Here is a 14,130-nt window from a genome sequence, read left to right on the forward strand (position 1 = left end):
GAGCTATTTCTCCTTAACATCTACCACATAAACAGCTCATGCAAGCATCAGGTAGACTGCATTATTCCCAATAAGTTCGCAAAAAAATGCGGACAATCTTTAAATTATCAATAAATAATATAAGAAAAATCCTGCAGACGCGCGCTCTATGCTTTGCGTTTTGCTGTGCTTCCTTTAGACTTGCCGGACCTTAGCCTACAAGTAAACCGCTAAAATACCATGAAATCAGTGGCTTCTTCACTAACATCAGCGGATCCGAAAGGAATTGAGCACCAATGTGATGTTTTAGTCATCGGCAGTGGTGCTGCCGGATTAAGTCTGGCGCTCAAACTGGCAAATCATTGTAACGTGATTGTGCTGAGCAAAAGCGACCGCAATGAAGGATCGACCCGATACGCCCAGGGCGGTATTGCCGCCGTTTTCGACGAACACGACTCTGTTGAGGCACATGTTGCTGACACACTAAATGCCGGTGCCGGATTGTGTGAAGAAGACGCGGTACGCTTCACAGCCCAAAATGCCAAAGATGCACTGAACTGGCTGATTAATCACGGCGTACCTTTTGATACTGAAACGAATGAGCAGGGTGAGGAGCGTTTTCACCTGACCCGTGAAGGTGGCCACAGTCACCGCCGTATTTTACATGCTGCCGATGCAACCGGTGAAGCGCTGCAAATTACTCTGAATGATGCCGTGTCATCCCACCCCAATATCCGCTTCCTGGAACGGTACAACGCCATCGACTTAATTAAGTCCCGCAGTAATAACCTGCACTGTACCGGTGTGTATGCGTGGAATCTGGAACAGGCCCATGTTGAAGTTATCCGCAGCCGTTTCATTGTGCTGGCCACGGGCGGCGCGAGCAAAGTGTATCAGTACACATCTAATCCGGATGTGTCCAGCGGTGACGGTATTGCCATGGCCTGGCGTGCTGGTTGCCGTGTGGCGAATATGGAATTCAATCAGTTCCATCCCACCTGTTTGTATCATCCTCAGGCAAGAAACTTCCTGATTACCGAAGCACTGCGGGGTGAAGGTGCACAGCTGTGCCATGCTGATGGGACATGCTTTATGACACGCTTCGATGAACGGGGCGATTTAGCGCCCAGGGATATTGTTGCCCGTGCCATCGACTACGAAATGAAACGTCTGGGTGCTGACTGTATGTATCTGGATATCAGTCATAAGCCGGCTGACTTCATTGAAAAGCATTTCCCGAACATTTACCGCAAGTGTCTGTCTGTGGGCATCGATATCACTAAGGAGCCTATTCCCGTGGTGCCTGCCGCGCACTATAGCTGCGGTGGTGTGATGACTGACTTTAATGCCAAAACTGACCTCGATAACGTTTATGCCATAGGTGAAGTAGCTTATACCGGCCTGCATGGTGCGAACCGCATGGCATCAAACTCTCTGCTGGAATGTGTGGTCTACGCCGCAGCTGCCGCGAAAGACATCCTTACTCATTTGCAGGACGACTACACTGAAGAGACGATTGCGCCCTGGGATGAATCACAGGTTACGAATTCAGACGAAGAAGTCATCATTCAGCATAACTGGCATGAACTGCGTTTGTTCATGTGGGATTACGTGGGTATTGTCCGCACCAACAAAAGACTTGAGCGCGCACTGCGACGGATCCAGTTGCTGAGTCAGGAAATTCAGGAATATTACGCACACTTCCGGGTCAGCAATAACCTGCTGGAACTGCGTAATCTGGTGACGGTTGCAGAGCTGATTGTGCGTTGCGCAATGAACCGTAAGGAAAGCCGGGGCCTGCATTACAATGTGGACTATCCGGACCTGCTACCGCAAGCCAGACCCACAGTACTCAAACCATTACCGGCCAAATGTCAGCCTGAACCCGGTACACTGGCCACCAGTACTTACCGGGAAGAAGAGCAGCTTTAACAACCGCCGGTTCAGTTTTTCGCTGAACCGGTTTCGCCGGATTTAACGGCACCTTTTATTAATGGCTCACCATTTGCTGAATTTTCCAGCAGGAAATCTGTTATGCCCTCTCCCCTGCTGATTTTAAGGTCCGCATGGCCGGGCAGAAACAGCGGGCGCTTAAAATCACAATTTATATTGGTGCTGTGATCAGCTTTATCTGTTTCTGCATAACTCACCGCCATGGCCAGCGTCCACATACCATGGGCAATCGCTTTGGGAAAACCAAACAGTTTCGCAGTGAATGCGCTTAAATGAATGGGATTGGCATCTTCCGAAATCCTTGCATAACGCCGCCCGGCATCCGCCGGAGCAGAAAAACTTGCAATGTTTTGCCAGCGTTCAGCAATTTCTGCTTCCTCAGCGCTTTTATGCGCTGGCGCTGAAGGTTTATACGGTGGCGCTGAAGGCTCATGTTGGGAGGCTGAAGGCTCTGCACTGTCGCCCACATGTGGTGCTTTTACCCGCACCAGATAAGTAGCTTCTGCATGGTAACATTCCCTCTCCTGTTGCGTAGCAGTGGTATACATATGAATATCCCAGCCCCGCCGGTGAGGTGTGACCGCAGAAAAACCCGTGCGCAAAGTGACAGGTTTAGACAGCCTGATCCCGCTTTGCTGGCTGATTTGGTTTTTCCTGTGTACCAGGCCCAATAAGGGGAACGGACTTCGCGGGTGAGCCAGACACCGCATCTGCAATGGCAGAGACAGCATCTGCAGATAACAGGGGTGCAGTCTGTCCCCGTGCTGCCAGTGGGTAATATCGCAGTAACGGTGATAATGTGAAGGGTTAATCAGTTGTGTTTTACCCCCATGAACACCCGGCACCGCAGGAGGCTTAAATTGCTTCAGCAATTGTTTGTCAGGGCGGTGCGTCAGCGCCCGGTACAATAAACTCATCATAGTTACTCAATCCCCTTGTGACTGATGCTGAACCAGCCTCACCAGACGACGATAGCAAAGCTTCTTACATTCCCCCGGTAACACCCAGCGATAGCAGGCTGTGCCATCATAATCTGTACCGGCAAGATAAATACCGAAAATCGTCACTTTGCTGCCGGATGATATTGTCAGCGGCCTCACTGTACCGCTGCGGGCAGGCTCATACCACCGGTTTCCGTCAACCGTTATGCTTTCATAACCTTGTCGCATCTTGTGTTGCCCGGCAAGCAGGATGAGCAGAAAGGCCGGCACGACAGAGCACAGGAACACGGAAACAGTGTAATCAGGAAACCACGAAGTGACGCTGGCAGGCAATGACCATATCGCGATGCCTGCAGCCGCAAGAGGGATAGCTACCGCAGCCATCCGGATGGCACGGTAGCGGATAACGAAGCTATACTTTGACACGATCCAGAATGATTTTGACCATTCTTGCCAGCTCAGGGTCTTCACATTTCTGATGGCCCATGAACCAGGCAAACAAATCCGGGTCGTCACAGGTAAGTAAACGTTCAAATAAAACCTGATCGTCGTCGTTTAAGTCGTCGAATGCTTCTTCTACGAATGGCAGAAATAATACATCCAGTTCCAGCATGCCCCGGCGGCATGCCCACTTTAGCCGGTTACGTCTTTTCTCAGTGAACATCAATTAGGACCTCTTCATTGAACGGCAGCACTATACCAGAAGAGTTACGCCGGCTCACCGTACTTTTTGTCAGATTACAAACTTGTGAATTACAATTCGCCCCCCATAGTTAGAGTTCACGTTTAAAAGTTACGGACGGTTTATGTCAACGCCAGATTCACTTAATGAGTTAGTTTCAGACTTTGTTATTCCTCTGACGGGTTCCACAGTCATTGCTGTTGAAGGTGAGCAGCAAAATGATTACCTGCACGGACAACTGACCATCAATGTAAAAAATCTTGCTGACAATACAGCCCGCCATGCTGCGCATTGTGACTTTAAAGGTAAGACATGGTCGCTCAGCACTGTTTGCCGCTGGCAGAACAGTATTCTGATGCTGATGCCATCAGGTTGTGCAGAAGCCTCTCTGGAACAGTTAAAAAAATACGGCGTATTTTCAAAAGTTACCATTGAGAAAAAAGACAGCCAGCTGAAGCAATATGCAGTGAAAGGCAAACAGGCAGAGCAGTGGATAAGCGAATTTTTCGGCTCACTGCCAGAACAGACACTGGCCACTGTTCAGCACTCAGAAGGTGTAGCGATCCGCGCAGATTATCCGCAGGATGTATTTATTTTGGTTCTCAATGAAAATGCTGCCGGCACGCTGGAACAGTGGCAGGCAGAACAGAACATCCAAACTTACAATTATTGCGTTTTTGACGCCTTAATGGTGTCTCAGGGCATTCCTGAAGTCAGCGGTGAAGTGGTTAACGAGTTCGTTCCCCAGATGATGAACGTACAGGCGCTGGACGGTATCGATTTTAATAAAGGCTGTTACATGGGTCAGGAAGTTGTAGCCCGCACCCGTTACCTGGGTAAAAATAAGCGCGCGGGATACGTATTTTGTTTACCCGCGGCAATTGATGTTAAAGTAGGTGATACCGTCGAGAAGGCACTGGATATAGGATGGCGCAGAGGCGGCACTGTTATCCGCTGTGCAACACTGGGCAAAGAGACCTGGTTCATGGCCGTGCTGCCCAACGACACTGAAGCAGACACGCCACACAGACTGGCGGACGCGCCTGACGTTCAGGCATGTTTTTACGCATTGCCATATACTATATAGCAGGCAATGCAAATTCACGTGTTGAGAAAACACACCCCAAAACAGGAAATATTATGACAATCACGTCAGACAGTGTGGTAACACTACACTATACCGTTTCAACAGAAGACGGCACTACACTGGACTCTTCAGAAGGCAAAAACCCGCTGGTTGTGCTGCTTGGCAGACGCTTCCTGATTGAAGGTCTGGAAGATGCTCTGATGGGCAAAAATAAGGGTGATAAATTCGACGTCGCTGTTTCACCTGAAAAAGCTTACGGTGAACGTGCAGACGAACTTGTACAAAGCGTACCTAAGTCAATGTTTGACGGTATGGATGTGCAACCCGGCATGTCTTTCCGTGCTACTTCTGAAGGCGGCGAACAATCCGTGATCGTTATTGAAGTCAGTGAAGAAGAAGTGATTGTGGACGGCAATCACCCGCTGGCAGGTGTGCCTTTGAAATTTGATGTGGAAGTAGTCGATATCCGTGAACCGACTCAGGAAGAGCTGGAACATGGTCATGTGCATGGTGAAGGTGGCTGCGGTCATAACCACTAAGCCATGAACGGAATAAAAGAAGCCGGTGCAGCGTCAGCTCACCGGCTTTTGTGTATCAGATCGCTTCTTCGTTCTGTTCACCGGTACGAATACGGATAGCCGTTTCAACCGTGGTAACAAAGATCTTTCCGTCACCAATTTTGCCAGTTTTTGCTGATGACTCAATGGCTTCAATGGCCTGCTGAACCTGATCGTCTGCAAGTACCAGTTCCACTTTAATCTTTGGCAGAAAATCTACCTGATATTCAGCACCACGATACAGCTCAGTGTGCCCTTTCTGACGTCCAAAGCCTTTTACTTCGGTGACGGTCATGCCGGCAATTCCTACTTCGGCTAGTGCCTCACGAACATCATCCATCTTGAACGGCTTGATAATCGCTTCAATTTTTTTCATAACTTGCTACTCGTTGTTTAGTGAACTGATACGACTAAGTCTATGTCGTTACTGCAATAGTTTACACAAAGATTGCCTGACGTACATAGACAAAGCATCTCTTTGACCTGCAAATTACCACACCGGAACTGCATTTTACTTTGCACAGTAAAGTATAGACATCCAGCCGTTTGCTGTCTTTTATATACGCATTTTCTATGCATTTCGGTTAATCTGACCTTCGGGTAACTGAATAATTGCAACAGGTATGAACGCGCATAAAGGACTGTCTCTGATAGAACTGATGATCACTGTAGCCATCATGGCTCTGCTGATCACTGTCGGCGCACCTGCCATGCAGTCCGTTCTCCAGCAAAACCGGGTGATAGCGGCTGTAAATGATATCAGCGGCGCTGTGCGGATGGCCCGTTTTACTGCCATTGATCAGGAGCAGACTACCCTGCTTTGCCCCACATCTGACTACAAAAATTGTTCAAATGACTGGACTCAGGCAAAAATCGTTTTTATGGATGCCAATCTGAATGGTGCCAGAGACAACGATGAACCGCTTATACTCTCTACTGATCCTCTGGGTACCGGCCTTGGACTGGACGGAGTATCAGGCACCCTGACGTTTGCCGCTGATGGCAGTGTCAGCAATGCTGTCACCATCAAAATTTGCCCGTCGTCAAAGGATGCCAAAGCCGCATCGGCCGTGCTGGTTACTTTATACGGCCGCGTATCTGTTGCCGCAGATGCCAGTGGTAACGGCATTAAAGAAGATCTCAACGGCAGCGATTTGTCCTGCTAATGCCAGCATTTTACGGGCGCATATGTGCCTGCAGCATCCAGCGTCAACGTATCGCAGCCATCGTTTAATGCAGTAACCCTGTCAGCACGAAGCACATACCCGCCAGCAGAAACGTTAATGACCGTGAACGTATATTTCTTAATGACCGGGGCCGATAACGCTACCTGACCGGCATAACCCGCATTCGCCAGACGAAACCGTATTTGCTCGGCCTGCCACCGCAGCAGCTGACTTCTTGCCTGTTGCCGTTCGTGCCGGTTAAGCAAATCAACGAAGCCGGGTACTGACAATGCACTGAGAATACCGGTGACAGCCAGTGCCATCATCAGTGACATCAGCGTTAAACCTTTTTGAGGTAAAAAATCTTTCCTTTGGTACAGCATACAATTCCCTGCTCACAAAATAGACTGACATCACTTTATCAAACCGGCAGAACAGTTCGCTGCCGCCTAAAAGGACAGTTGTTATGCGTCAGGGATTTTCGCTTACAGAACTGCTGGCCGGACTTGCCATAACAGCGATAGTCGCGAGTCTTTCTTTGCCTGCTATTCAACATCAATATCGTCTTGGACAACTGACCAGGTTACTGGATGCAGTACAACTGCAATTCAGACGGGCGCAGGCTGTGGCACTTGCCGGCGGCCAGCACGGTTACATTGCCATCCATGCCGGCACATCCTGGTGTACGGTGGTTACCTCAACGGTGTGTCATTGCAATATTCCTGCGTCCTGCTCAGCTTCAGCACTTTTTGAGCCGGTGAACAGTGGCGGCTACCCGGCCACGTCGCTGGTTAATAATACGTTTAACCCGGCTCATTTCGGCCGGTTCAGCAAGGGCAGCGGTAAAGCTTCCGGTAACGCAGGCTCCCTGACATTCGATGTGTCTGGACTCCGGGGCAAGATGATTGTAAGCAGCCAGGGCCGCATCCGGGTTTGTCTTGAAAATATGGACTACGGAGGATACCGGGCATGTTAAAAATTCAGGCGGGCTTCAGTCTGTCCGGCATGCTCATTTCCATGGCGACCGGCCTGACGCTCATTGCCACCTCAGCATCCCTGATTGCTTCAGTGAAAAACAGTCAGCAACGCCAGACAAGTGCTCTGTTGCTGGAAGATGAAATGGTTCGTGTCACATCGTTACTGCGGCAACAGTTAAGGGAAAGCGGTAAAACGGGAAATTACCTGCAAACGCTAATTCAGTCAGGGAATCCGGATACAACGTTCACCTCAAAGCTGGCAAGCGGCGCTTACGGAAATGAACCGGCCGGCAGTTGTATCATTTATGCATCAGATCTCAATCTGAACGGTGTTATTGACAGTCACCCTGTGAATGAGAGGAGAGGTTTCAGACTCAGAAGCAAGGCCCTGGAAACACGGATTAACGGCCGCACATGTACTCAGTCCGGATGGCAGGATATTACCGATCCAAATTTTGTGACTGTCGATCAGTTTACTGTGAGTCTGGACAGGAAACAGCAAACCACCGATATCACGGTGTCTCTTGCTATGAGCCTCAAAACAGCCGGTGACATTTCCAGACAAAATACATTTATTGTCACGGTATATCATGATTAGACTTGCCCGAAAACACAGGCAGCAATGCTCCGGCAACAAATTAACGCCACGCGGAGCAATATGGACCGGCACAGTGCTGCTGTTATTGCTAATTGTTGTACCGGCAGGTGCCACACTGACTGTTATGCTGTCCGGCTCTGCTACGCAGTTTCTGTTACGAAAAAATGCAGTTGTTACCCGTGCAGATCTTGCCGGTGATGTGATTCAGGCTCAGGCCGAAATAAATTATGCAGCCAGCTGGCCACCTGCCCTGCTTTCCGGCGCGAATATGGTATTAAGTCAGCCGGGCGTTCAGACTGTCCGCCATGCAACAGTTCGCAACATCATCCTGGACGTCAGCCGCGCTGTGGACAATGGTATGCTCAGCTCCCGCGTGGAACTGACAAAGTTTCCTTTTTTGCTCTCCATTCCGGCCGCACCTGTGGTGTACAACGGTTCAACGCCGTTACTGGGCACATTTGCGCTGTATCTCCCACCGGCAGGGTCTCATCCGGATTTTGTTTATTCATTGTGGTCCGCAGCTTCTGTTGATATGTCAGTCAATGGCAGGATGACTTGTGCGGACTCATTTACCGGACAAGACTTATGTCCGGCATCACCGCTGAGTAATACGCCATTTAAAAGTGCTGATATCAAAGATGCAGATAATAAAATCGCCATACCACCGGGAGATTATCTCTTCGGGCTGGATTTGGATAACGCTGACTTAACCACCATTGCTCTTCTGAGCCGTAATATCTACACGGACTGTCAGACTCTGCCTGCTTCAGATGTCATCGTATACGTAAAAGGTGACTGTACGCTTTCAGGTAACAAAATACTGGGCAACACTGCATCCCCTGTATTGCTCATTGTAGAAAATGGTCATATCAAAATGGAAGATGATGCGGTGGTGAACGGCGTTGTTGTCAGTTACAGAAACAACAGCGGTTTTAGCCGGAAAATACAGATTTCAGACAGCGCCATTATTAACGGCAGTTTGCTACTTAATCATCCCGCCACAGCAGACAGTCACCTCCGAGTGGCCTATCACTACACGATTCTGCAAAACCTGCAACACCACCCTTTATTACAACAAACCGGCATAGTGCCCGGGACAGCACATCCATGACGGGACAGTTAACGATGAAAGGATTTATACAGACTGAATTGCTGGTGGCATTTATTCTTTTAACCGGCTCTCTCACTGCCTGCCTGATGACCATGCAATCAAGCATTTCAGCAGCGCTGGCACTTCATGACGCAAATCAGGGATTACTGCTCGCGCAGACACTGGGCAAACAATTGTCAGATACCGGAAGAAACGGTACAGGTGAAATGACTGACTTTTTCACTCAGGGAAATAACCTGTCAGCCAACGTGGTCAGTGGTACGCATACAGTGAACAGCGGACCGGTTGCGCCGGCAATGCAGTTCACAGTCAGCTGGCAAATTCAGCCCCGCTATATCCATTCAGGAAATGTAACCGGCACTGCGGCAACAGCAGATGTTCCCTGGCCGGTGCTGAAATCCGGTACCCTGTCGGTGAATTGGACAAGCCATGACGGCATCCAGGCCAGTAGTCCGGTCACAGTGAGCAGCCCTCACCCGCTCATTTCTGCAGATGTGCGTAAAATCAGCCGGCTGAATGCTTTAACACCATGAGAGGGATCAGCAGGACCAGCAATACTCTGAGCTGTCGATACTGCCGCTATTATTTTCATCCCAAGCTTTGCGCCCGTCGCTGTAATACAAAATGATGCCATCCGATGCCTGACTGGTACCGGACACCGGCGTAGCTTTTATCTCATAGTCAGTTGCAGAGGCAGCCTGAATGGTCAGGGTATAGCGCTTATCTGAGGCACTTTCAGAGGCCGGTGACCAGTTATTAAAGATAGTTGGTGTACCGGTATCACTACCACCTGACGCAGCGCCCTCATAAGTAAAATTCCCGGTATGATGACGCTCCATTGCTGCTGCAAACGCCATCAAATCAGACTGTGCCGTCTTACGGTAGCCTTCCTGAATAACACCCTGGTAAGCGGGATATCCTACCGCCACCAGGATGCCCGCAATAGCCACCGCAATCATCAGTTCAATCAGAGTAAAACCACGCATTTTTTGAATTTTATCCTTTTTCATTATTGCCGCTCTTTCTCTGTGGTCCAGCTGTTTTGCTGTACCCGTTCGAAACGGCCGAAGATATTTTGTGCCAGACAGGCAAAGGCCGATGTGCACTGTTCTTCATTACCATCCTGGTCAACGCTAATCACCGCAGACACACATTCTGTGCCCAGACAAACCACCGGCTCCACGATTTCCTCAATGAGGATTTTCGTTTCAGGCGCAATACCGGTCTGTTTCAGCTCAGCGTAGCGATCCTTTTCATCAATATCTCCGTCATTATTCAGATCATCCACTGCATTACCCGTCAACATATCTACCAGATACGCACGGCTGTTACCGGTAGGTGGCGCACAGTCACTTTCTGAGCTCGCAGCCGGTACATACGTAGTGAAGAAAATTTTGTAATCAATGATCAGAGGTGAAGACAACACTTTTTCCCCTCCGGTAGTCAGCTTTATAAACCAGCCATCTTTGCCTGCAAGCTGGGTTGCCGCCACACTTTGTGTGTTGGCGTCTGAACTGCTCAGTAACGAATTAGTGGCATCGTACAGAGTGGATTCAGTTACGCCTGTGTTGAACACATATTCGCCGTTGCTGTCGTGTTCAAAAACACCTTTGTCTTTAATGAAATAGAAACGGTCATCCACATCTACATCCAGCGGCGATGCGCGCCAGCCAGAGCCGATAGCGACGCCATAGAATAACTCATCGCCCAGCGCGATTTCAGAGACATCTGCACCGTAATAGAAACGGCGGTTATCTGCATTGGTTGCCCCGCCTAAATCAGCGATACGGGCACCTTTAACAAAGTCGCTGCCAGTTTTGCCGTTGTAGATATCCATACGGAACAACTGCCCGCCCATGTCTGACACATACATATGGTCTGCATAACCATCGTTATCACGGTCAATCACTGAAATCCGGCTTGGTATGCTGTACTGCATCTCAGCAATATTGAGGTTGGCATCACTGTTACTGGCGTGCCAGAGTAACGCACCGGTATCTGCATCAAACATGTACACAGCATTACCAATACCATCAGGATCACGGGTCAGCTTAGTATCGTGACCGTCTGCGTAACCACCACCCACAATCATGACATTCTTTTCGGTACTGCCCATTTTCACTTTGGTAATGGTAGGACGGGACCAGGTTTGTCCCATTTTCTCAAGTCCGGTTGTGCCGCCACGGATTGCAAATACCAGTTTGGGAGATGTTTTGCTGGTTACATCGAAAACATAATAATTATTGCCACCACGACGCATGCCAAGATACAGGTAGGTTTTACTGCCGACTGTGCGCAGAACCATATCACCGTCAAGGCCATAGATGTGTGTATACGAAGAGGCATTCTGGTAAAAGTCGTGCAGATTGGCCATCAGCTCTTTCGGAATAATCGCGAAGTTTTCTTTACCGGTGGCCGCATCAAAGGAATGCAGGAAACCCTGATTGGTTGCAACAAAAATGGCTGAATCGTTGGTACCGTAGTTAACTATGACCGGCTGGGAGTGAATAGGATCGCCCATTTGCAGTCGCACATCTGAGGAGTCGCCGTCACCGTCAGAATCTTTAACGTCGACACCCCGGGACCATTTCAGCAACTCACTTCTCAAGGTTACCGGATTAGATGACGTGGTAATGGCCAGATCTGCGGTGGTGATGAGCGCATTGTTCTCATGCACGGCATTCAGACTGGATACAATAGAACCCGGAGTGTCGAAGAAATACACATTACGGTTGATATTCATCTGACTGGCCGTTCCGCCTTCCCTCACATCGTTGCCATCGGCCAGCGTGGACCAGTAGCTGTGAGATGAATCTGAGAAGAATCCTGTTACAGAGTCCACAGCTCCTGCGCCATTTTTATCCAGAATCGTGTCACCGCTAATTTTGTATTTTTTCACGTTACCGGGCCAGATAGTGCCCTCTGATGGCTTAAATAAAGCGAAATACAGCTCGTCTTTGTGGGTCAGACGGTTCATCTGGTTAACGGCCACACCCGGTGACACAAAGGTAGCATTTACGTCTTTTACTGAACGCAGGATAGTCTGGAAAGCCGTAAGCAAATCATCACTGTTATCCACCTGATAGAAACCACCGCCGCTTTGCAGCGCTATCTGGTTAAGGAAATTGTTCGCATTGCTGTTGGCAGCAAAACCGATAGTGTGGGTGATAACACGACGGTCTATCACAGACGTTTCCGTTTTACTGATGTTCTTCACCAGGTCCAGACCGCACTTTTCACCACCGGAACCGGTACAGGACTTGCCCAGCATTGACTGAATTTTACTGACACTGTGGTTGCTGTTCGCTTCACCATCAGACAGCAACACGATGTGGTTATTGGTCTGACATTGCAAATCTGTGACCGGAGAAATATAGGTAGCGCCGGATGGAATGTATTCATTAATACAATCCGCATCACTCAGGTTGTCGTCACTGCAACCGTAAGGACGGACCGGATCTGAGCCGCTGTAAGAATTACGGTGACTGACCCGGGTACTCTTACGCACGTCACCTGACACATTGTTGTTACCCCGGGTCAGGCCATAGTCCACAGACAAGCCGCCATAATAGCGGGTTGCCTCGTACAGGGTATCCACAATGGGGGTGTAACCACTGGCTTTAAGTTCGTCCACTTTGCCGATAAGGTGCTCACGTACGGTGGAAGAAACGCCCGGCGTTGCATTGCCGTTAAACTGAATGTAAAGCTGTGGTGCACGTGACGCACTGCCATTCACCGAATAAGCTCCCCGGTCACCGTAAAAATCACTTAATATCAGCATTAAATCATTACCGGCGCTCCAGCCACCACGATTAACCACTTCCTGAACCACGCTGGAAATATCCGGAGAGACATGCTGCCATTTACGATAAAAGGTTGGCATGTTCCAGGTAATGCCACTGGTCTTCGACTTATTTCTGAGCAGATAGCGGCTATAGTTCTTAAAATCCTCAGCATCATTTTCTGCCGATGCCGAAATTTTCATGGACGCACTGCCGCCGTGATAGTCATAACCGGTAAAGACCAGATAAGCCTTATTGATGGTAGCGTCCTTTGGCACGTTAATATTGGTAAAACGCATGCCGATGTACGCGTTGTAGTTTGAATTCATGGTCAGCTCAGTACCGGTGGACTGATAGCCGTTGTTCTTTTCCTCAGCGTTGTCCCGGGTTGAAGACACCTGAAACAGGCTTTCGCCGGAAATACAGCCTGTGGCAGTGGATTCATCATAGGTGACCACCAGTTGCGGAGAGCCTGTGGTGCCGTAATCTGCCGATCTGGCTTTGCGCTCACTGCTGCTGTCAGTACTGCTACCTTCAAGAATAAGACTCAGGTTCTGACCGCCACACCAGCCCGCCTGATCCACGATCTCCTGTATGACTGGTGAAAAATCCGGTGTTGAAATCACATCATCAGTGACGGGAAACTCATTATCAGTGGTCCAGTCAACCTGACTTGCGGTTGTGGCTCTTGATGATATGTCAGATGATGCTGTGGAAAACGGCTGACTGTCGGCCGCCAGTTCACCGCGAATAGTGATCACAGAAGCCGCTGAGTTTAATTGTGAGGACGTCAGACGCATATAAGCGCCGGTAATCGTGGCGCCCTGAGGAATATTTAAACCGGTAAAACGCAAACCGCTTGTTACTGTTGCCGTACCGTAGGTGAAATAAACCGCATTGGTGTTCACGTACACCGAGCCGTTTATCTCGGAGGCATCGTCAGTACTGCCGCCGGTTGACGTGATCAGCTCAGGATTAATGGCTTCGTCAATTCCCTGTAACGGAAAGAGTACCGGACCGCCATAATCAGAGAAACGCATCAGGCCGGCATTGATATTGGTTGCCTGGTCCAGCGCCGCTTTCAGCGCATTTTGTACTCTGAGCATCCTTGTCTGACTGGTGTTGTCATAAGCCGCCATACTGCCCGATGTATCCATAATGAACAGTACATTTGGCAAATAGGTTTTCGATGAGTCTGCTGTCCCAAGATAAATATCCAGATCGTCACCCCATGCCGCGAAGCCGATGCACGACCACATAAGAAATGAAATAAACCAGCGTGATACTTTTTTCATTT

General features: G+C 49.3%; 15 protein-coding genes. 8 read left to right on the top strand and 7 right to left on the bottom strand.

The window, feature by feature from the left end; translation table 11 throughout:
- Positions 1–219: 219 nt before the first annotated feature.
- On the top strand, positions 220–1,911 hold the full coding sequence (nadB, locus tag AC4PME_RS09360; RefSeq protein ID WP_491046159.1) for an L-aspartate oxidase: 1,692 nt from the start codon (positions 220–222) through the stop codon (positions 1,909–1,911).
- 11 nt (positions 1,912–1,922) lie between these two features.
- Here the strand turns inward: nadB and AC4PME_RS09365 are convergent, their stop codons facing one another.
- From AC4PME_RS09365 to AC4PME_RS09375, 3 genes are read right to left on the bottom strand one after another with little or no spacing between them, the layout of a single operon-like run.
- Positions 1,923–2,852, bottom strand: a complete 930-nt coding sequence (locus AC4PME_RS09365; protein ID WP_491046158.1) for a MaoC family dehydratase — start codon at positions 2,850–2,852, stop codon at positions 1,923–1,925.
- A 6-nt stretch (positions 2,853–2,858) separates the two neighbouring features.
- Positions 2,859–3,299, bottom strand: a complete 441-nt coding sequence (locus tag AC4PME_RS09370) for a hypothetical protein (protein WP_491046157.1) — start codon at positions 3,297–3,299, stop codon at positions 2,859–2,861.
- The gene (locus AC4PME_RS09375; protein ID WP_119501950.1) at positions 3,286–3,537 is read right to left on the bottom strand and encodes an FAD assembly factor SdhE; all 252 of its coding nucleotides are present in this window, start codon (positions 3,535–3,537) and stop codon (positions 3,286–3,288) included. Before AC4PME_RS09375 ends, AC4PME_RS09370 begins: the two co-directional genes overlap by 14 nt.
- Positions 3,538–3,679: 142 nt before the next feature.
- Between AC4PME_RS09375 and ygfZ the strand changes: the two genes are divergently transcribed.
- A complete protein-coding gene (ygfZ, locus tag AC4PME_RS09380) occupies positions 3,680–4,642 on the top strand; it encodes a CAF17-like 4Fe-4S cluster assembly/insertion protein YgfZ (protein ID WP_491046156.1) in 963 nt (320 codons plus the stop codon).
- 53 nt (positions 4,643–4,695) lie between these two features.
- On the top strand, positions 4,696–5,181 hold the full coding sequence (locus tag AC4PME_RS09385) for an FKBP-type peptidyl-prolyl cis-trans isomerase (protein WP_491046155.1): 486 nt from the start codon (positions 4,696–4,698) through the stop codon (positions 5,179–5,181).
- Between the two features lie 55 nt (positions 5,182–5,236).
- Here the strand turns inward: AC4PME_RS09385 and AC4PME_RS09390 are convergent, their stop codons facing one another.
- Positions 5,237–5,575 (bottom strand): P-II family nitrogen regulator, encoded by a 339-nt coding sequence (locus AC4PME_RS09390; RefSeq protein ID WP_119501953.1) that lies wholly within the window; start codon positions 5,573–5,575, stop codon positions 5,237–5,239.
- A 247-nt stretch (positions 5,576–5,822) separates the two neighbouring features.
- Here AC4PME_RS09390 and AC4PME_RS09395 point away from each other — a divergent pair, with 247 nt between their 5' ends.
- Positions 5,823–6,365 carry a GspH/FimT family pseudopilin gene (locus AC4PME_RS09395; RefSeq protein ID WP_491046154.1) on the top strand — a complete coding sequence of 181 codons (543 nt, stop codon included), beginning with the start codon at positions 5,823–5,825 and terminating at the stop codon, positions 6,363–6,365.
- Here AC4PME_RS09395 and AC4PME_RS09400 read toward each other — a convergent pair.
- On the bottom strand, positions 6,362–6,748 hold the full coding sequence (locus AC4PME_RS09400) for a type IV pilin protein (protein WP_491046153.1): 387 nt from the start codon (positions 6,746–6,748) through the stop codon (positions 6,362–6,364). The genes AC4PME_RS09395 and AC4PME_RS09400 overlap by 4 nt on opposite strands.
- An 83-nt stretch (positions 6,749–6,831) precedes the next feature.
- Between AC4PME_RS09400 and AC4PME_RS09405 the strand changes: the two genes are divergently transcribed.
- From AC4PME_RS09405 to AC4PME_RS09420, 4 genes are read left to right on the top strand one after another with little or no spacing between them, the layout of a single operon-like run.
- Positions 6,832–7,341: a prepilin-type N-terminal cleavage/methylation domain-containing protein gene (locus AC4PME_RS09405; RefSeq protein WP_491046152.1), complete on the top strand. Its 510-nt coding sequence runs from the start codon at positions 6,832–6,834 to the stop codon at positions 7,339–7,341.
- A complete protein-coding gene (locus AC4PME_RS09410; RefSeq protein ID WP_491046151.1) occupies positions 7,335–7,940 on the top strand; it encodes a hypothetical protein in 606 nt (201 codons plus the stop codon). The genes AC4PME_RS09405 and AC4PME_RS09410 overlap by 7 nt, the downstream gene beginning before the upstream one ends.
- The gene (locus tag AC4PME_RS09415; RefSeq protein WP_491046150.1) at positions 7,933–9,051 is read left to right on the top strand and encodes a hypothetical protein; all 1,119 of its coding nucleotides are present in this window, start codon (positions 7,933–7,935) and stop codon (positions 9,049–9,051) included. Before AC4PME_RS09410 ends, AC4PME_RS09415 begins: the two co-directional genes overlap by 8 nt.
- Before the next feature lie 14 nt (positions 9,052–9,065).
- Complete coding sequence (locus AC4PME_RS09420) at positions 9,066–9,584, top strand: hypothetical protein (protein WP_491046149.1); 519 nt, start codon at positions 9,066–9,068, stop codon at positions 9,582–9,584.
- Positions 9,585–9,590: 6 nt separating this feature from the next.
- On the opposite strand, the gene AC4PME_RS09425 is transcribed toward AC4PME_RS09420, so the two are convergent.
- Together AC4PME_RS09425 and AC4PME_RS09430 are read right to left on the bottom strand one after the other, a co-directional pair.
- Positions 9,591–10,061 (bottom strand): type IV pilin protein, encoded by a 471-nt coding sequence (locus AC4PME_RS09425; protein ID WP_491046148.1) that lies wholly within the window; start codon positions 10,059–10,061, stop codon positions 9,591–9,593.
- Positions 10,061–14,128: a PilC/PilY family type IV pilus protein gene (locus AC4PME_RS09430; protein WP_491046147.1), complete on the bottom strand. Its 4,068-nt coding sequence runs from the start codon at positions 14,126–14,128 to the stop codon at positions 10,061–10,063. Before AC4PME_RS09430 ends, AC4PME_RS09425 begins: the two co-directional genes overlap by 1 nt.
- Between the last annotated feature and the right edge of the window lie 2 nt (positions 14,129–14,130).

Source organism: Alteromonas sp. (assembly GCF_984505615.1).